We start from the raw sequence: 19,483 nt of genomic DNA, 5'->3' as shown, positions 1-19,483 counted from the left end.
CGCCCCGCCGTCCGCCACCACCCCCGCCGACCAGAACTGGAACGACGACCATGGCGAACCACCTGCCCGGCCCCCTGCCCGACGAGGACATCTTCGCGGTCCCGGAGGAGTGGCGCCCTCACCTCCACCCCCGGCGCGGCGGCGCCCCCGGGCGTTCCCTCCGGCCCAGGCCCGCCGCCGTGACCGCCGCCCGGGAGCGGCAGGAGCAGCTCCGGGAGCAACTGGAGCAGGCGCTCGCACACCCCTCCACCGCCCCGAAGCTGGCCGGGCCCGCCCGCGCCCACCTCGCCGGCGAGCCGTCGCCGACGGGAGCCGCCGTGGTCGCCGCGTTCGCCGCCCGGGTCGAGCGGCGCGCCGTCCCGTCGTTCGCCGACGCCTGGGCCGTGGAGCACGGCCTGCCGTTTGCCGCGCGGGCCGCCGTCGCCCTGTACCGCGTCTGGGTCTCCGGCGAGGAGTGGGGCAACGGCCACGAGCGTTGCCATGTGCGGGTCCTGCGCCAGTGGGACCAGGTGCCGGTGCTGCGGCGCTCCGCCGGGGAGATCGCCCGCCGCGTCCGCGCCCTGCTCGCCGCGGCCGGGGAGCGGGAGCACGAGGAGGCCGCCGACGCCCTGCGCGCCGTCGCCGCCAGGGGCTCCCTGGCGCAGCGGATCGCCGCCGCCTACCTGGTGCCCGAGCGGCAGGACTGGATGGACGCCGTCCTCGCCGAGGAGCCGGACTACCGGCACGGCTGGGACACCGGGCTGCTGGTGTGCGCGCTCGGCTCGGCCCGGCAGGCGGCGCGGCTCCGCGAACTGGACACCGACGCCTGGCGGGACATCAGGCACCACGCGTTCACCGTCGCCGAGGGCGTCGGCCCCGCGATCGCCCCCGTCATGGCCGCCCTCTTCGACGACCTGCCCGCGCACCGCAGGGGCACCCGCACCGGCACCGCCCCGCTGACCGTCCTCGCCGCCCTGCCCACCGACGAGGCGTTCCGGCTGCTGCTCGACCGGCTCGACCAGCCGCACGTCCACCCCGCCGTGGCCGAGGCCATGCGCCGCTACCCGGTGCGCGCCCTGCGGCTGCTCGCCGACGCCGCCTCCGGCACCACCCACCGGGCCAGGCTCGCCGCCCGGCTGCTGAGCGAGCACACGGCCGCCCACCCAGGGCTCGCCGACGCCGCCGACCTCACCCCCCGGGCCCGCAAGTGCGTCGAGGCCGCCGCCAACGACACCACCTGGGCGCCGGACGCCCCCGCCGACGCCCTGCCCCGGCTGCTGGTGGAGCCGCCGTGGACGCGGGAGCGCAAGGAGGAGGAGCCGGTGGTCGTCCCCGGCCTGGCCGCGCCTCAGGAGCGCGCCGTGGTGTGGGCGCCGGGCGAGCGCGAGCAGTGGCTGTCCGCGCTGCCGCCCCGCTGGTACGACGACGACGAGGACTGGCCGAGGATGGCCCGCCTCCAGGAGTCCGGCGGCCTCTCGCCGTACCTGGCCACCAAGCTGGTCTGCGAGGGCCCGGAGGAGCTGGTGCGCCCGCTGCTGCCCGCCCTGGGCACCGGCGGCTGGTGGTACGCCGGGGCGCCGCTGCGGGTCGCCGCCCGCTTCGAGCTGGACGCGCTGCCGATGTTCCGGAAGCTCGCCAGGCTCGACCCGGTCAACCACGGCGGCCTGCTGCTGCCGTTCTTCGACGCCGAGACGGCCGCGCTGATGGCCGACTGGCTGGAGCGGCTCAAGCGGGCCCGCGAGACCGCCGTCGCCTGGCTGCTGCGCCACCCCGCGCCCGCCGCCCGCGCCCTGGTGCCCGCCGCGCTGGGCAGCGCGGCCAGGCAGCGGCGCGCCGCCGAGGCCGCGCTGCGGCTGCTCGCCGAGCGCGGCCACGCCGCCGAGGTCCGCGCGGCCGCCCGGTTCCACGGCGAGCGGGCCGAGGCGGGCGTCGAGGCGCTGCTCGGCGGGGACCCGCTCGACCGGCTCCCGGAGAGGATCCCCACCGCCGCAGGCGGCGTCGACTACGGCGTGCTGCCGCAGGTGCTGCTGCGGGACCGCCGCGCCGCCCTGCCGGAGACGGCCCTGCGGCACCTGGTCACCATGCTCGCCATGTCCCGGCCGGACGAGGTGTACCCGGGTGTGCGGGTGGTCAAGGAGCTGTGCGATCCCGCGTCCCTGGACGCGTTCGCCTGGGCGCTGTTCGAGCAGGTCGGCAAGGGCGCGGCCTGGATCCTCCCGGCGCTGGGCGCCGTCGGCGGCGACGAGACCGCCCGCCGCCTCACCCCGCTGATCCGCTCCTGGCCCGGTGAGGGCGCCCACGCCAAGGCCGTCGCCGGGCTGGACACGCTTCTGGCCATCGGCAGCGACGTGGCGCTGGTGCAGCTCAACGGCATCGCCCAGAAGGTGCGGTACAAGGGCGTCAAGGCGCGCGCCCAGGAGCGCATCGAGGCGCTGGCCGCCGACCTCGGGCTGACCCCCGACCAGCTCGCCGACCGCCTCGTCCCCGACTTCGGGCTCGACCGGGACGGCAGCCTGGTCCTCGACTACGGGCCGCGGTCGTTCACCGCCGGGTTCGACGAGCAGCTCAAGCCGTATGTGACGGACGGCGGCGGCAAGCGGCTGAAGAACCTGCCCAGGCCCGGGGCGAAGGACGACCCGGAGCTCGCGCCCGCCGCGTACGCGCGGTTCGCGGCGCTGAAGAAGGACGTGCGGACCGTCGCCGCCGACCAGATCCGGCGGCTGGAGCAGGCGATGGTGCGCGGGCGCCACTGGCCCCTCGCCGAGTTCCGGACGCACATCGCCGAGCACCCGCTGCTGTGGCACATCGCCCGCCGCGTGGTGTGGCTCGCCGGGCCGCGGGGCGTGGCGGCGGGCGAGGACGCCGGGGCGGCGGCGGGCCCGGCCTTCCGCGTCGCCGAGGACCGCACCCTCGCCGACGCCGACGACGAGACCCTCACCCTGCCCGAGGACGCGCACATCCGCGTCGCCCACCCCGTCCACCTGGACGGCTCCCTGGAGACCTGGGCGGAGCTGTTCGCCGACTACGAGATCCTCCAGCCGTTCCCGCAGCTCGGCCGCCCCGTGCACACGCTCACCGAGGAGGAGCGCTCCGGCCCGGAACTGGCCCGCTTCCACGGCCTGACCGTGCCCGTCGGCAGGGTGCTCGGCCTGGAGCAGCGCGGCTGGGAGCGCGGGCCCGCCCTGGACGGCGGCATCCAGGGCTGGCTCAGCAAGGCGGTCGCGCCCGGCCGCTGGGCGGTGCTCGAACTCAACCCCGGCATAGCCGTCGGCGCCCCCGAGTACACGCCCGAGCAGACCGTCGAGCAGGTGCGGATCCACGACCACCCCGGCGGCGACCGGCACCCGGGCGGCTCCCCGCGCTTCGGCGAGCTGGACCGGGTGGCCGCCAGCGAACTCCTCGCCGACCTCAACGGCCTCGCCGCGCGAGCCGGTTGAGCCCCGCACGACCCATCACGCTGCGCTGTCGGACCCCTCGCCTAGGGTGGCCGACACCACCGAGACCTGGAGCACGACCCATGACCACCGACTCCCTCCCCGGCCTCCCGCCCGCGCCCGGCTCCCTCCCCGACGAGGACGCGTTCACCGTCCCCGAGGCGTGGCACCCGCACCTGCACCCGCGGCGCGGCGCCCTGCGCGGCCCGGTCCCCGAGCCGGACCCGGCGGCCGCGGCGGCGCTGCGGGAGCGCGAGGCGGCCATGGGGGAGCAGGTGCGGCGGGCGCTCGGCCACTCCAGCAGCGTCATGAAGTTCGCCAACGCGGCGCGCACCCACCGGGAGGGCACACCCCACCCGCTCGGCGCCGCCGTCGTCGCCGCGGTCGCGATGAGCGCCGACCGGGAGGTGCTGCCGCTGGTCGCCGACGCCTGGGCGGTGGAGCACGGCCTGCCGTTCGCCGCCGAGGCCACCGCCGAGCTGTTCGGCCTGCACGTCACCGGACGGGACGGCGTCAAGCACGCCGAGCAGCGCCGGGTGCTCGAACTGCGGTGGTGGGAGCCCGCCCTGGCGTACCGCCGCCAGGCCGAGCAGGTCGCCCGCCGCACCCGCGCCCTGCTCGCCGCCGCCGACGAGGAGCGGTACCGGCAGGCCGAGGCGGCCCTGGAGCGGCTGCACCGGCACGGCACCGACCACCAGCGGGTCGCCGCCTGCTACCTCGTGCCCACCCGCCACGACTGGGTGGACGCGCTGCTGTCCGGCTACCTCAGCGACGACCGCGCCCGCGAGTCGGTCATGCTGTCCGCCTCGCTCGGCACCCTCGACCACATCGACGCGATCCGGGGCAGCGAGGCGCACCTCGGCGCCTGGCGGCAGCTCAAGCGGGCCGCGCCCACCGTGGCGGAGGCCATCGGCCCGGCGGTCGCCCCGGCGCTGATCGAGGTCTACGACCAGGAGTACCCCCGCGAGGGCGGCACGGACACCCGGCCCCTGCTGTCCGTGCTCGCCGCGGTGCCCACCGACGAGGCGTTCGAGGCGCTGGCGGCGCGGCTCGACCGGGCCCACGTCCCCGCCGCGGTCCAGGAGGCGCTGGAGCGGTTCCCGCGGCGCGGGCTGCGGGTGCTGGCCAAGGCCGCCGCCGCGGGCTCGCACCGCGCCGCGCTCGCCGCCCAACTGCTGCGCGCACACCTGGACGCCCACCCCGAACTCGCCGACGGCGCCCCCGCCCTGCCCGCCCCGCCCGGTGGCGCCGCCGTGCCCGAGGCCCCGGCCGAGGCCCTGCCCCCGCTGCTGGTGCGGCCGCCGTGGACCCGCGCCCGCAAGGCCAGGCCCAAGCCGGTGGTCGTCCCCGGCCTGACCGCCCCCGCGGAGCGGTACGTGGCGTGGGCCGCCGGGGAGCGGGAGGAGTGGCTGGCCACGCGGATCGGCTTCTGGAACGAGCCCGACGACTGGGCCTCGACGATCGGGCAGTTGGAGTCCGGCAGGCTGCGGGGCTACCAGGCCACCGCGGTCGCGTGCAGCGCCCCCGAGGAGCTGGTGCGCCCGCTGCTGTCCCGGCTCACGGCGGACGGCTGGTGGTACGACAACGCGGCGCTGCGCGTCGCCGCCCGCTTCGAGCTCGACGCGCTGCCGTTCGCGCTGCGGCTCGCCACCTCCGACCCCGCCGCCCACGGCCGGGTGCTGCTGCCGTTCTTCGACGCCGAGGTGGCCGCGGCCATGGCCGACTGGCTGGCCAGGCTCAAGAACGCCGGGCGGACGGCGCGCGCCTGGTTCCGCCGCCACCCCGGCCCCGCCGCCCGGGCGCTGCTGCCCGCCGCGCTCGGCAAGGCGGGCAAGGAGCGCCGCGCCGCCGAGAACGCGCTGCGCCACCTCGCCCACACCGGCCACGCCGAAGCCGTCACCGAGGCCGCCGAGCCGCACGGCGAGCAGGCCGCGCGGGCCGTCGCGGCACTGCTGGCCCAGGACCCGCTGGACGAGCTCCCGGCGAAGATCCCCACCGCCGCCGACGACGTCGACTGCCTGGTGCTGCCCCCGGTGCTGCTGAAGGACCGCCGCCACGCGCTGCCCGGCACCGCCGTCCGGCACCTGGTCACCATGCTCGCCATGTCCCGGAGGGGCGAGGTGTACCCGGGCGTGCAGGTCGTCAAGGAGCACTGCGACCCCGCGTCCCTGGACGCCTTCGCGTGGTCGCTGTTCCAGCAGGTCGGCAGGGTCGACTGGATCCTCCCGGCGCTGGGCGCCGTCGGCGGCGACGAGACCGCCCGCCGCCTCACCCCGCTCATCCGCTCCTGGCCCGGTGAGGGCGCGCACGCCAAGGCCGTGGACGGGCTGGACACGCTGCTGGCCATCGGCAGCGACGTGGCGCTGGTGCAGCTCAACGGCATCGCCCAGAAGGTGAAGTTCAAGGGCGTCAGGACCCGGGCGCAGGAGCGCATCGCCGCCCTCGCCGCCGACCTCGGCCTGACCCCCGACCAGCTCGCCGACCGCCTCGTCCCCGACTTCGGGCTCGACCGGGACGGCAGCCTGGTCCTCGACTACGGGCCGCGCTCCTTCACCGCCGGGTTCGACGAGCAGCTCAAACCGTATGTGGTGGACGGCGGCGGCAAGCGGCTGAAGAACCTGCCCAAGCCGGGCGCCAAGGACGACCCCGACCTCGCGCCCGCCGCGCACGCGCGGTTCGCCGCGCTGAAGAAGGACGTGCGGACCGTCGCCGCCGACCAGATCCGGCGCTTCGAACAGGCCATGGCCCACCGGCGCAGGTGGTCCCTCCCCGAGTTCCGGACGTACATCGCCGAGCACCCGCTGCTGTGGCACATCGCCGGGCGGCTGGTGTGGACCACCGACGCGGGCGTGTCGTTCCGCATCGCCGAGGACCGCACCCTCGCCGACGTCGAGGACGACACCCTGGCCCTGCCGGAGGACGCGCACGTCTCCATCGCCCACCCGCTGCACCTGCGGGACACCGTGGACGCCTGGGCGGAGGTCTTCGCCGACTACGAGATCCTCCAGCCGTTCCCGCAGCTCGGCCGCCCCGTGTTCACCCTCACCGAGGAGGAGGCCGCCAGCCCGGAACTGGCCCGCTTCAAGGGCGTCACCGTGCCCGTCGGCAAGGTGCTCGGCCTGGAGAAGCACGGCTGGCAGCGCGCCGACGCCATGGACAACGGCTGCGAGTTCGTCATCAACCGCCCCCTGCCCGGAGGGCGCTGGCTGGTGCTCGACCTCGACCCCGGCATCACCGTCGGCATGATCGACGAGACTCCGGAGCAGACCCTCGGCGCGGCCCGGCTGGACACCCGTCCCGGCTGCTACTGGCACGACAACACGGCCCGTCCGGCGCCCTTCGGGGAGCTGGACGACGTGACCGCCAGCGAGATACTCGCCGAGCTGACCGCCCTCACCGCGCGGCCCGCCTGACCCCGCACCCACCCACCCACCCGACCGAACCGACCACGAGGCGCCACCCGTGTCCCACACCACCGACACCAGCCCCCGCCTCGCACCCCCGCCCACCGCCGCCACGCAACGCCCGCCCGCCGAGGTCCGCCACGCCGAAGAACTCGCCCGGCTCCGCGAGGCCGACACCGCGCCCCGCCCGCCCGGCTGGGCGCTCAGCCTGGAGGCCGCCCGCAAGTTCATCGTCGGCGACGAGAGCCTGGGCGTCACCCGCAAGTTCGTCGGCGACCCCTCCCTGGTGGACCGTTCCCTGGTCACCCTCGCCACCAGCCGGGGCCTGATGCTCGTCGGCGAACCCGGCACCGCCAAGTCCCTGCTGTCGGAGCTGATCGCCGCCGCCGTCAGCGGCCGGTCCACCCTCACCATCCAGGGCGGCGCCGCCACCACCGAGGACCAGATCAAGTACTCCTGGAACTACGCCCTGCTGGTCTCCGAAGGCCCCACCCCGCGCGCCCTGGTGCCCGCGCCGATGCTGCGCGGCATGGCCGAGGGCCGCCTCGTCCGGTTCGAGGAGATCACCCGCTGCCCGCTCGAGGTGCAGGACTGCATGCTGTCGCTGCTGTCCGACCGGGTCCTGGCGATACCCGAGCTGACCGGCCCCGAGGGCATGGTGTTCGCGGCCGAGGGCTTCAACGTCATCGCCACCGCCAACACCCGCGACCGGGGCGTCAACGAGATGAGCGCGGCGCTCAAGCGGCGGTTCAACTTCGAGACCGTCTTCCCCATCGCCGACTTCGCCACCGAACTCGACCTGGTGGAACGCGAGGCCGCGCGCCTGCTGGAACGCTCCGGCGTGGCGGTGGCGCCCCGGCGGGACGTGCTGGAGGTGCTGGTCACCACCTTCCGCGAACTGCGCGCCGGAACCGGCGGCGGCGAGAAGCTGTCCACGGTGATGAGCACCGCGGAGGCCGTGTCGGTGGCGCACGCCGTCGGGCTGCGCGGCTGGTACCTGCGCGGCGAACCCGGCGGCGCCGCCGACATCGTGGAGTGCCTGGCGGGCACCGCCGCCAAGGACAACCCCGAGGACCTGGCCCGGCTGCGCCGCTACCTGGAGCAGCGCGTGCCGAGGAAGAAGGGCGCCCAGTGGCGTGAGCTGCACCGGGCCCGGCACCTCCTCCCCGAACGGTGACGGCCGTCTTCGTCGGGGTCCGCCACCACAGCCCCGCCTGCGCCCGCGTGGTGGCCTCCGCGATCGAGACGCTGCGCCCGGCGTACGTGCTGGTGGAGGGGCCCGCCGACTTCAACGACCGGCTGGACGAACTGCTGCTCGGCCACGAGCTGCCGATCGCGGTGTACACCTCCTACCGCGACGAGCAGCGCACCCACGCCTCGTGGACCCCGTTCTGCGCCTACTCCCCGGAGTGGGTGGCCGTCACGGCGGGCCGGGCCTGCGGCGCCGAGGTCCGCTTCATCGACCTCCCGGCCTGGCACCCCGCCTTCACCGCCCGCGGCAACCGCTACGCCGACGCGGAACTCCGCTACAGCGAAGTGGTCACCCGTCTGTGCACCGCCTTCACCGTCGACAACGCTGACGCCCTGTGGGACCACCTGTTCGAGGTGGAGGGGACGGAGCAGGCGGCTTGGGGGCCGGGGCCGGGGCCGGGGCCGGAAGGGGAAGGCCTTCGGCCGGGGCCTGAGAGGGAGGCTCTTCTCGCTCCGGCCTCCCGGGGACAGAGCCACGGAGAGCCGGGGGGCGACGAACATGCCTCCCGGCCGGGATCCGAGGAGCAGACCCCCCGCGCCCCGGGGGCCGGGGGGCGGAGCCCCCGGCGGGGTTTCGAGGGGCGGAGCCCCTCGGCCTCCGGAGGATCCCCGCTTTCCCCACCCACTTCCCCGGACCTGCGGCCCGAAGGGCCGCGGGAGGGCGGCTCCTCGGGCCCGGAGGGCCGGGGGTCCGGCTCCCAGCCGGGGTCCGAGGGGGAGACCCCTCCCGCCCCGGGGGCCCGGGGGCGGAGCCCCCAGCGGAGCCCCTCGGCCTCCGGAGGAACCGATCCGGGCACCCCGCCCCTCTCCCACCGGCTCGACGCCTACTTCGAGCTGGTCCGGGGGGAGTCGCCGGTGGGGGAGGAGGAGACGGCGCGCGAGGCGTACATGGCGCGGTGGGTTCGCGCCGCCGTCGCCGCGGCAGGGGGGCGGCCCGTGCTCGTGGTGACCGGGGGCTTCCACGCCCCCGCCCTGCGGCGCGCCCTCGCCGCGGAGCGGGCGGAGGCCGAGCCGTGGCCGGAGATCCCCGCGCCGCCGGACGGCGCCGTCGGCGGGAGCTGGCTGGTGCCGTACTCCTTCCGCCGCCTGGACGCCTTCACCGGCTACCAGTCCGGCATGCCCTCCCCCGGCTACTACCAGCGGCTGTGGGACGACGGCCCGGAACGCGCCGCCGCCGGCCTGGTCCGCGACGTCGTCACCCGTCTGCGCAGGCGCGGGCAGGCCGTGTCCACGGCCGACCTCATCGCCGCCCGCGCCCTGTCCGAAGGGCTCGCCCGGCTGCGCGGCCACCGCGTGCCCGGCCGCACCGACGTGCTGGACGGCCTGGTCGGCGCCCTGGTCTCCGACGACCTCGACCAGCGCCTGCCGTGGACCACCGACGGGCCGCTCGCGCCGGGCGCCCACCCCGTCGTCGCCGAGATGGTCGCCGCGCTCAGCGGCGACCGCACCGGGCGGCTGCACCCCGACACCCCCGCGCCGCCGCTGGTCGGTCACGTCACCGCCGAGCTGGCCAGGCTGCGCCTGGACCGCGAAGGCCCGCTGCGGCTGGACCTCACGGACCCGCCCGACCTGGAGCGCAGCCGCGCCCTGCACCGCCTGCGGGTCCTGGGCATCCCCGGGTACGAGCGCACCGCGGGCCCGGTGACCGGCGCCGACCCGGTGCTCGACGAGCGGTGGGAGCTGTCCCCGTCCGAGCTGCGGCTGTCCGGGCTGCTGGAGGCCGGCGCCCACGGCGCGACGCTGGAGGAGGCCGCCGCCGCCGTGCTGCGCGAACGCGCCGCGGACGCCGGCAGCGTCCCGGAGCGGCTCACCGACGTGCTGTTCGACGCCGCGCTGTGCGGGCTCACCGAACTGTCCGACGACGTCGTGGAGACCATCGGCAGCGGCATCGGCGCCGCCGTGGACATCGGCGCGCTCGGCGAGGTGCTGGCCACCGTGCTCGGCCTGTGGCGGCACGACCGGCTGCTCGGCACGGCCCGCAGCCCGGTGTTCGGCGCCGTCGTCACCGAGTGCGTCGCCCGCGTGCTGTGGCTGGCGGAAGCCGTCCGCGGCGGGCCCGCCCCCGCCGACCGGCCGAGGCTGCGCGCCCTCGCCGCCGTCCGGGACGCCGTGCTGCACGCCGGGCCCGCCCTCGGCCTGGACCGCGGGGCGGCGCTCGGCACCGCCCGCAGGATCGCCGCCACCCCGGACGCCCCGCCGGACCTGCGCGGCGCCGCGTTCGGGTTCACCTGGTCCCTCGGCGAGGGCGGCGACCCGGCCGGGGCCGTCGGCGGCATGTCCGCGCCCGGTGTGCTCGGCGACTGGCTGGCTGGCCTGTTCGCGCTGGCCAGGGCCGAGGTGCTGAGCCACGACGAGGGCACCGAAGGCGACGGCGGCCTGCTGGGCGTCCTCGACGCCCTGGTCGCCGCCATGCCCGCCGCGGAGTTCCTGGTGGCGCTGCCCGCACTGCGCCAGGCGTTCGCCTGGTTCCCGCCCCGCGAACGCGAGACCATCGCCCGCGGGCTGCTGGAGCGGCGCGGCCTGCCCGCCTCCGGCCGCGCCCTCACCCGCACCGTCACCGACCCCCTGCTGACCGCCGAGGCCCTGGCCCTGGAGGAGAAGGTGGAGCACCTGCTCTCCCGCGAGGCCTTGCTCACCCCCGCGGAACCGGGCCCCTCGGAAAGCCTGGAAGGCACGCCATGACCACCACCCCCGACCCCGCCCTGGAGCGGTGGCGGCTGATCCTCGGCGCACCCGCCCAGTCCTGCACCGGGCCGCTCGACGAGGACGACCAGCGCCGCGACGCCGCCCTGACCTGGCTGTACGACCGCGACCCCGACCTGGCCAGGCGCCACGTCAGGCGCGGCGGCACCCGCGGCGCGGGCGACGAGCCGTCCACCCTCACCACGGTGGACTGGCTGGACGACATCCACCGCCTGTTCCCCAAGGAGACCGTCGAGCGCCTGGAGCGCGACGCCGTGGAGACCTACGAGATCCACGAGGTGGTCACCGACCCGCAGGTGCTGGCCCGCGTCGAACCCAACGAGACGCTGCTGCGCGCCGTGCTGCGCACCAAGCACCTGATGAACCCCGAGGTGCTCGCCATGGCCCGGCGCATCGTCGAGGCCGTTGTCCGCGACCTGATGCAGCGGCTGCACACCGAGGTCAGGCAGGCGTTCTCCGGCACCAGGGCGCGCCGCCCCAGCCGGCTCAAGCACGCCAGGAACTTCGACTTCCACGCCACCATCAGGGCCAACCTCGCCCACTACGACCCGGCGGCCAGGCGCGTCGCCATCGAGCAGCCCCGCTTCTTCAGCCGCACCCGCCGCCACACCGAGCAGTGGCAGTTGGTGCTGCTGGTGGACCAGTCGGGCTCCATGGCCGGCTCCGTCATCCACTCCGCGGTCACCGCGGCCTGCCTGTGGAACCTGCCCGGGCTGCGCACCCACCTGGTCGCGTTCGACACCAGCGTGGTCGACCTCACCCAGGACGTCACCGACCCCGTGGAGCTGCTGATGAAGGTGCAGCTCGGCGGCGGCACCGACATCGCCCGCGCCGCCGCCTACGGCGCCGGGCTCATCGACAACCCGCGCCGCGCCGTCCTGGTCCTGGTCAGCGACTTCTACGAGGGCGGCGACGCCGGGGCGCTGGTGCGCACCGTGCGCGGCCTCGCCGAGCAGGGCACCCACGTCCTCGGGCTCGCCGCGCTGGACGAGGACGCCAACCCCGACTACGACCGGGCGCTCGCCCAGCGCCTGGTCAACGCCGGGGCGCACGTCGGCGCCATGACCCCGGGGCAGCTCGCGGCCTTCGTCGCGGAACGGCTGGGCCGATGACCCGCGACGACCTGCTGACCCTCACCCCCGACACGCTCGCCGCGCTCGCCAACCGCGGCCTGGTCAAACGCGCCGCCAAGGAACTCGACGCCGGGACCGGGCCCGCCGTCGAGGTCGCGGACGACGGCACCGTCCACGGCCGGTGGGACGACGGCGTGCACACCGCCCTGCCCCCGCACACCGAACTCGCCGCGGCCCCGTGCAGTTGCGCCGCCCCCGGCGTCTGCCGCCACCGCGTCGCCCTCGTCCTCGCCTACCAGCGGCACACCGCCGGCACGGACCCCGGCGGCGGCGCCCCCGACGAGCCGCCGTTCACCCCCTGGTCCCCCGGCGCCATCGACGACGACACCCTCACCCGGGCGCTGGGCGCCCGCGCCCTGACCGCCGCCCGCCGCGCCCACCGCGCCGGCTACCCCGCGCGGCTGCACCGCCCCACCCCCGCCGACCCGGTGCCCCGCGCCGAACTGCCGTCCTGCACCGTGCGGTTCCTCGTCCCCGGCGAACCCGGCTACGCCCACACCGACGCGAGCGCCGCCGCCAAGGGCGAGATGGTCACCCTCGCCGTGTGGGCGTTCCGCGAGGCCGACCGGCGCGGCCTGGACGGCGACGAACCGCACCTGGACGTCGGCGGCCGGGCCGAGCCCGCCGCCGCCGAGCCCGGATCGGCGTCCGTGCTGCCCCTGCTGGAGCAACTGCTCCTGGACGGCGCCGCCCACGCGGGCCCCGTCCTGCCCGCGGGGCTGCGCCGCGCCGAGCGGGAACTGGACGACAAGGGCATGCGCTGGCCCGCCGCCGCCCTCGCCGACCTCGCCGAACAGCTCGACGCGCACCGGGACCGCGCCGCCCACTACCGCGCCGAACGCCTCGCCGAGCTGATCGCCGAGGTCCACGCCCGGCACCGGGCCGCCACCCGCGGCGGCGCCAGCCCCCGCTCCCGGGTGCTGGGCACCGACGAGCCCGCCGAGACCGCGCTGCGCCGGGTGCGCCTGACCGGGCTCGGCTGCCGCGTCGGCGGCACCGGCACCGAGCGCACCGCCGAGCTGTACCTCGCCCACGGCGACAGCGGCACCGTGCTGGTGCTGCGCAAACGGTGGCCGCTCGGCGAGGACGAGACCCTCACCGGCGCCGAACTCGCCGGGCGGCGCCTGGGCGGGGTGCCGCTGCGGAACCTGGCCGCGGGCAACGTCGTCTCCGAGTCCGCCGTCCGCAGCGCCGGGCGGGTGCTGCGGCTGGCCGCCGGCCGGATCGCCAAGACCGGCGTCACCCCGCTCGGCCGGGCCTGGGAGCACCTGCCCGCCACCGTCGCCCCGCCCGACCTGGCCACCCTCGGCAAGGAACTCGCCGAGCTGCCGCCCCGCCCGGTGCGGCCCCGGGTCGCCGCCGAGCTGGTGCGGGTCGTGCCGGTCGCCGAGGTCCGCTCGATCGGCTACGCGCCCGGCGACCAGCGCCTGGAAGCGGTGATCGCCGACGCCGCGGGCACCACCGCCACCGTCTCCGCCGAGTACCACCCGGCGAGCCCCGCCGCGCTCGACCACCTGGCCGCCGCGCTCGCCGGGGAGTTCGGCGCCCCCCGGTTCGTCAGCGGCACCGTGCAGCGGGCCCGCGGCGGCGTCCGCGTCGACCCCGTCGCCGTCGTCACCGACACCGGCCCGCACCTGCCCGACCTCGCCCCCGGCGACGGCAGCGCCGCGCTCGCCGCGGCCCGGCCCGAACCGGCCGACCCGCTGGACGACGCCCTCCACACGGCCCTGGCCGCCTGCGCGGAGGCCGCGCACCGCGGGCTGCGGCACACCACCCCCGGCCTGCGGGACCGGCTCGCCGCCGCGGCGAGGTCGCTCACCGCGGTCGGGCTGCGCCGCGCCGCGGACCGGGTGACCGCCCTGACCACGGAACTGACCGCCCTCAAGGCAGCCGACGACGAGGGCGACACGGCGGTGGCCGCGTGGGTGGAGGCCCAGTTGTGGCTGGGAGCGTGCGCGGAGTTCCGGTAACCGGGGCGGGGCCGGGGGGTGGGGGTTCGGGGGAAGGAGATGCTCCGGGCCCGGGGGCTGCGCCCCCTGCCCCCCGGGGTGTGGGGGTGGGGAGGAAGAAGATCCTCCGGAGGCCAGGGGGCTCCGCCCTCTGGACCCCCCACTGTGGGCTCCGCCCCCAGGCCCCCGATGGGTCGGTGGCATGGCGTGGGCGGGGGGTCTCACCGGAGGCCGCGGACGCATGCTCTCCGGGCCCGTAGCGCTGCGCCTCCGGTGCCCGGGGTTGCCTCCGCGCCTACTGAAAGGGCTGTGCCCCCGGGCCCCGGTGGCTGTGCCCCCGAATCCCGGCCGGGGGCTGCGCCTCCGGTTCCCCATCGCGACTTCGCCCGTTGGAGCCCTGCCTGGGCTCCGCCCCCAGGATCCCCCGCCTGGGCTCCGCCCCCGGATCTCCGCCGGGGCTCCGCCCCCCGCCCCACCGAGGGCTCCGCCCCCCGGACCCCCACTGAGGGCTCCGCCCCCAGCCCTCCGGGGCGGCTAGTAGCCGTAGCGGTTCTTCAAGTGGCGCCACCAGTCCCGCAGCATCCACTTGTCGAACTCGGTGATCTGGGTCGCCGAGCCCGCCTTCATCAGGAAGCCGCCCACTCCGGTCGGCGTCCAGTCGTAGAAGTCGTCGAGGCCGAAGGTGTGGCCGATCTCGTGCAGCACGATGTGGATGTTGTCCTGGTGCCGCGCGTTCACGAAGTACTCGCTGCCGACCCGCTGGCCCCAGTCGCCCCCGGCGCCGCCCTGGAAGCCCGCGGTCAGCCAGAGTGACTGGTCGTAGTGCCGGGCCGCGCCGCCGGGGCAGCGCGAGTAGTTGCCGTCCTGGTGGAAGAAGCGGCCGCAGTCGGGCGAGCACTGCGGGGCGCCGCCGCCGTCCAGGAGGCCGCTGTGGATGTCCACGGAGTTGTCGGTCCACTGGAGGGTGGACCGGTTCCGCACGGCCCACCCGACAATGGTCACCGGGACCTCCCGGTACGGCCAGGCGTTGTGGCCCTGGCCGTTGTCCAGCATCGAGTCCATCCACTTCTTGTACTGCCGCTTGATCGCGGTGTGGATCTCGTCGCGGAGTTGCGCGCTCACCGGTGCCGAGGAGTCCCAGCGCACGCAGTAGTTGATCCGGCCGCCGTTGGCCACGACCTGGTCCCAGCCGTAGTTGCGGAATCCGTAGAGGTTGCCGTACGTGGCCTCCTGGTGCCGCCACACCTCGTCCAGGGGCCGGACCAGGTGGGACGGCGGGTTCCAGACGTCGGCGGCGGGGGACGGCGCGGAGGGCGCGGCGAGCGCCGGGGTGGCGAACGCCGTGCACAGCGCGAGGACGGCCGCGGCCAGCGCCGCGCGGATGCCTCGTCTTGGCATGCCTGCTCCTTGATCCGCGGTTCGTGGGGGGATGGGACCCGGGGGATCGGCTCGTGTCCGGTGTCCCGCCGGGACCAGAGATTCGAAATACCGAACGACGTGCGACATGCTGTGCGAAAACCACGGTACTGACGACCCGTCACCTGTCAACGGGCCGGGCGCCTTCCAGGCGCGACCCGGCGCGACCCCGCGCGTGAGCCGGACCGCGCACCCGCGCGGCGTCCGCCCGCCACCCCCGCCGAATGGCCGGAACGCACGCCCCCGACGTGCGGGAGTGCCCCCCGGTGGTGTACCCCGCAGTACTCTCGTCCGTCTCGCTCCTCGTACGGACTCCGCGGCCGGGCCGGGTGCGGTGCCCGGTCGCGGCCCGGGGAAGGGCCTTCACGGAAGTCGAGCAGACATGACCACCGACCACATCACCGAGGCGGCCCCCGGGGTGCACCTCGTGCGCGGCAGCGCCGTCAACTGGGTCATCGTCACCGACGGCGACGCGGTGACGCTGGTGGACACCGGGTACCCCGGGGACCGGGCGCGGCTGGAGCGGTCCCTGGCGGCGGTGGGGCGCGGGCCCGGTGACGTCGCGGCGATCCTCGTCACCCACGCCCACACCGACCACATCGGCTCCGCCGACCACCTCGGCCGCCGCCACGGCATCCCCGTCCTGATGCACGAGCGCGAGGTGCCGCACGCCCGCCGCGAGTTCCTGGAGCAGGTCTCCGTCGGCCGGGTGCTGGGCAACGGCTGGCGGCCCGGGGTGCTGCCCTGGGCGGTGCACGCGCTGCGGGTCGGCGGAACCAAGGACGTGCGGGTGCCCATGGCCCAGCCGTTCCCCGCGGACCATGCCCCGCTGGACATCCCCGGCCGCCCCGTCCCGGTGCCCACGCCCGGCCACACCCCGGGGCACTGCGCCTACCACCTGCCGGAGAGGGGTGCCCTGATCAGCGGCGACACCCTGGTCAGCGCCCACCCCACCTCCCGGCGGCAGGGCCCGCAACTGCTGCTGCCGATGTTCGACTCCGACCGGGCCGCGACCCTGGCCGCGCTGGACACCCTGGCCGCCCTGGACGCGGAGGTCATCCTGCCCGGGCACGGCCCCGCCCACCGCGGCGGCCCGCGCGAGGCCGCGGCGCTGGCCAGGGAGCGGGCGGCGGCCGGACGGTGACGGCGGCCGCCGCCCTCTTGGCAGCGGCCGGGGGAGCGGGGACGATTGGTCTACACCGCCCTCGTGTCATGAGCATGCGCACGTCGCCACCGTGGACCCGCCCCCGCCCCCATCGGAGCCTTCATGGACGACACCGCCCCCACCCCCCGGGTCCCCACCCACCGGGCCCCCACCCGCCGCGCCCTGCTCCGCGGCTCACTGCTCCTCGGCGGCGCCGCCGCGGGGCTCGCCGCCGCCGGGACCGCGTCCGCCCGCCAGAGCGGGGCCGCCGCCTACCCGCCCACCCACTGGACCCCGGCCAGCACCTCGAACTACACCGTGGCCTCGCGCCCCACCAGCCACCCGATCCAGTACGTCGTCGTCCACGTCACCCAGGAGACGTACGCCGACACCATCGCCATCTTCCAGAACCCGGCCCGGAAGGTCTCCTCGCACTACGTGGTGCGGTCCTCCGACGGCCACATCGGCCAGTGCGTCCGCGAGAAGGACATCGCCTGGCACGCGGGCAACTGGACGTACAACACCCGCAGCATCGGCATCGAGCACGAGGGTTGGGTGGACCGCCCCGAGTACTTCACCGATGCCATGTACCGCGCCTCGGCCCAGCTCACCGCCGCCGTCTGCGACCGCTACGGCATCCCCAAGGACCGCCTGCACATCATCGGCCACAACGAGGTCCCCGGCGCCACCCACACCGACCCCGGCCCGCTGTGGGACTGGACCCGCTACCTGCGGATGGTCAACGGCTGGGGAACGGTCCGCCACCACCTCCCCTCACCGCGCCAGTGACGCCGCGTCCCCCATCACCACCACCGGGTGCAGCTCCGGGTCCAGGGTGCGCAGGAGGTCCCGCATGTGGGGGCGCTCCAGGCTGACGCAGCCCTGTGTGGGGCCGTCGTGGTCCACGTGGAGCCAGATGCCGCCGCCCTTCCGCGGGCCCAGGGGCCTGGTCCAGTCCAGTGGGCTGGTGCCGGGGACGCGGTTGTAGTTGATGGCCACGACGTAGTCGAACGAGCCCGCGAGCGGCTCGCCCTGGACGCCGGTGCCGGAGGCGGTGAAGGCGTCGGAGCGGTCGTAGGGCAGCTTCGACCCGGGGTCGGGGAGGAGGCCGCCCGCGTCGGTGAGGGTGAACACGCCGATCGGGGAGCGCAGGTCGCCCTCGTGGTGGTCGTCCGTCCAGCCCTTGAACCCGTTGTGCGCGGGCCACGCCGGGCCCGCCCGCCAGCCGTCGTCCGTGCGCTCGTACAGCACGACAGTGGACCGGGAGGAGTCCCGGCCGTCGCCGCGGACGAGCACCACCTGCCGGGCCCCGTCCGGCACCTGCGCGCGGGTCTTCGGCCCGAGGCCGGGCAGGGTGCGCGGCGGCGCCGGGGCGGACTCGGCGCCGCCCGGCGGCGCGCCGTCCCCGCCGGCCGGGGCCACCGCCGCCGGGACCTTGTCGTTCGCCCGGCCGCCGGCGCCGTGGCCGGGCGCGCCGCAGGCCGCGAGGGCGGCGCCGGCCACCACGGCGCAGGCGACGGCTCTGGTGAAGGAGGGGGCCATGACCCAAGCCTTTCCGCAACGAGGACCGAACGCGGGGACCGTACCCGCCCGGCGCCACGGCCGGGCCCTGCGGACTCCACGCGGGGGACACACAAGCCAACGAGACAGGGGGGTGAAGGAGAACGGGCGGGGACGCGGGACGGCCGGAACGGCCCTGCCTCAGTTGGATCTGATGGCCGAACGCGCGATGGCGTCGACCTCGTCGAGCACCGGGTGGTATGGGGCCTTCAGGCACACCACCGCCTGGAGGACCACCCGTTTGCGCCCGTCGCCGATGTCCCGCGCGTGCCTGAGCTGGCGGTCGCCACCCGAGGCCAGACAGGCCGGACCGGGCTCCATGTCCTCCAGGGCACCGCCCGCGGTCTCCTCCGCGTCGAAGGGGGCGAAGTGGAACGAGATCACCGCGGTGCCCGGCTTCAGGCCCTGCGGCGGCAGGCAGAAGTCCCCCCACGCCTTCTCGCACTTCTTGACGCCCCGCTGGTGCAGCGCTTCGGGCACCACCGTGGAGACCACCGTGGCGGGCTGCCAGCCGGCGTACGAGCGCGCGACCCAGCCGTTCGGCACCCGCACGTCGATCCCGCCCATGTCGGTGTACGGACCGAGCTGCACCGTCGAGGACGGCGACGGCAGCGGGGAGCCGGAGGAGGGCGGGGACGGGGACGCGGCGGGCAGCGGCTCCCGGGCGCCGTCCGCGCCCGGCGGGGTGCGCAGCAGCAGCGTCACCACCGCCGCCGCCACGACCCCGGCGACCGCCCCGGCCACCTGCCGCCTCCTGCGGCGCACCACCCGCTGCCGCACCCGCCGCATCCGCTCCTCGGGAGCGGGCAGATGCGGAACGGCGCGCTCCAGGAGCAGCCGCAGCTCCCGCTCGTCCCGCTCCTCGCGGTCCGTCCCGTCATGTCCGGCCACCATGCTCACCACCTCTCGTCAGCTCCGCCGGCGGCAACTGCCCGTGCAGGGTCCGCAGGGCCTTCGACGTCTGGCTCTTGACCGTGCCGGGGGAGCAGCCCAGCACCTCCGCGGTGTCCTCCACGCTCAGATCCTCGAAGAACCGCAGCACGATGACGGCCCGCTGCCGCACCGGCAGGGACCGCACCGCGGCGGCCAGGGTCTGCTCCAGGTCGACGTCGCCGAACGGGTCGCCGTCGGCCGCCGCGTCCGGCAGCTCGCCGTGCGGCACCTCGCCCCGCCAGCGCCGCCGCCACCAGGAGGCGTGCGTGTTCACCAGCGCCCTGCGCACATACGCCTCCGGGCTGTCCTGGGCGATCCTGCGCCACTTCGGCCACACCTTGGCCAGCACGGTCTGCAACAGGTCCTCGGCTAGGTGGGCGTCGCCGGTCAGCAGCCAGGCGACCCGCAGCAGCCGAGGGCCGCGCGCGGTGACGAACTCGTCGAAGTCCGGCGCTGCGCTCTTCACGGTCGTCCTCGGCATCCTGTCCCTGCTCGTTCGGGGCACTCCACATCCGCCACAACCGGGTGGGGTGGCGATGGGGTTGCCCCGCGGACGGAAAAACGTCCGGGGGACGCG

Annotated in this window: 12 protein-coding genes; 8 read left to right on the top strand and 4 right to left on the bottom strand. The window is 76.3% G+C overall.

Annotated features, from left to right (window positions below; all coding sequences use genetic code 11):
- Positions 1-50 precede the first annotated feature (50 nt).
- From ACYVO2_RS08490 to ACYVO2_RS08465, 6 genes are all read left to right on the top strand, one after another.
- Positions 51-3,416 carry a DUF4132 domain-containing protein gene (locus tag ACYVO2_RS08490; protein ID WP_461007009.1) on the top strand — a complete coding sequence of 1,122 codons (3,366 nt, stop codon included), beginning with the start codon at positions 51-53 and terminating at the stop codon, positions 3,414-3,416.
- An 80-nt stretch (positions 3,417-3,496) separates the two neighbouring features.
- A complete protein-coding gene (locus ACYVO2_RS08485; protein ID WP_461007008.1) occupies positions 3,497-6,826 on the top strand; it encodes a DUF4132 domain-containing protein in 3,330 nt (1,109 codons plus the stop codon).
- A gap of 49 nt (positions 6,827-6,875) precedes the next feature.
- Entirely contained in the window at positions 6,876-7,994 is a 1,119-nt protein-coding gene (locus tag ACYVO2_RS08480; RefSeq protein ID WP_461007007.1) for an ATP-binding protein, read from the top strand.
- Positions 7,991-10,750, top strand: coding sequence for a DUF5682 family protein (locus ACYVO2_RS08475; protein ID WP_461007006.1), 2,760 nt, complete (start codon positions 7,991-7,993; stop codon positions 10,748-10,750). The genes ACYVO2_RS08480 and ACYVO2_RS08475 overlap by 4 nt, the downstream gene beginning before the upstream one ends.
- On the top strand, positions 10,747-11,883 hold the full coding sequence (locus ACYVO2_RS08470; RefSeq protein ID WP_461007005.1) for a VWA domain-containing protein: 1,137 nt from the start codon (positions 10,747-10,749) through the stop codon (positions 11,881-11,883). The genes ACYVO2_RS08475 and ACYVO2_RS08470 overlap by 4 nt, the downstream gene beginning before the upstream one ends.
- Positions 11,880-13,874, top strand: coding sequence for a hypothetical protein (locus ACYVO2_RS08465; RefSeq protein WP_461007004.1), 1,995 nt, complete (start codon positions 11,880-11,882; stop codon positions 13,872-13,874). The genes ACYVO2_RS08470 and ACYVO2_RS08465 overlap by 4 nt, the downstream gene beginning before the upstream one ends.
- A gap of 513 nt (positions 13,875-14,387) precedes the next feature.
- On the opposite strand, the gene ACYVO2_RS08460 is transcribed toward ACYVO2_RS08465, so the two are convergent.
- Positions 14,388-15,251 (bottom strand): hypothetical protein, encoded by an 864-nt coding sequence (locus ACYVO2_RS08460; RefSeq protein ID WP_461007003.1) that lies wholly within the window; start codon positions 15,249-15,251, stop codon positions 14,388-14,390.
- Positions 15,252-15,651: 400 nt separating this feature from the next.
- Between ACYVO2_RS08460 and ACYVO2_RS08455 the strand changes: the two genes are divergently transcribed.
- Together ACYVO2_RS08455 and ACYVO2_RS08450 are read left to right on the top strand one after the other, a co-directional pair.
- Positions 15,652-16,413: an MBL fold metallo-hydrolase gene (locus ACYVO2_RS08455; protein WP_461007002.1), complete on the top strand. Its 762-nt coding sequence runs from the start codon at positions 15,652-15,654 to the stop codon at positions 16,411-16,413.
- A gap of 123 nt (positions 16,414-16,536) precedes the next feature.
- On the top strand, positions 16,537-17,202 hold the full coding sequence (locus ACYVO2_RS08450) for an N-acetylmuramoyl-L-alanine amidase (RefSeq protein ID WP_461007001.1): 666 nt from the start codon (positions 16,537-16,539) through the stop codon (positions 17,200-17,202).
- Here the strand turns inward: ACYVO2_RS08450 and ACYVO2_RS08445 are convergent.
- The 3 genes from ACYVO2_RS08445 to ACYVO2_RS08435 all read right to left on the bottom strand — a co-directional run bounded on the left by ACYVO2_RS08445 (position 17,188) and on the right by ACYVO2_RS08435 (position 19,387).
- Positions 17,188-17,955 (bottom strand): L,D-transpeptidase family protein, encoded by a 768-nt coding sequence (locus ACYVO2_RS08445; RefSeq protein WP_461007000.1) that lies wholly within the window; start codon positions 17,953-17,955, stop codon positions 17,188-17,190. The genes ACYVO2_RS08450 and ACYVO2_RS08445 overlap by 15 nt on opposite strands.
- Positions 17,956-18,114: 159 nt before the next feature.
- On the bottom strand, positions 18,115-18,867 hold the full coding sequence (locus tag ACYVO2_RS08440) for a hypothetical protein (RefSeq protein ID WP_461006999.1): 753 nt from the start codon (positions 18,865-18,867) through the stop codon (positions 18,115-18,117).
- Entirely contained in the window at positions 18,851-19,387 is a 537-nt protein-coding gene (locus ACYVO2_RS08435) for a SigE family RNA polymerase sigma factor (protein ID WP_461006998.1), read from the bottom strand. Before ACYVO2_RS08435 ends, ACYVO2_RS08440 begins: the two co-directional genes overlap by 17 nt.
- Positions 19,388-19,483 lie beyond the last annotated feature (96 nt).

The sequence above is a fragment of the Streptomyces capparidis genome (assembly GCF_054782095.1).
The sequence above is the reverse complement of the archived record's forward strand: the minus strand, read 5'-3'. Positions and strand labels throughout refer to the sequence as shown.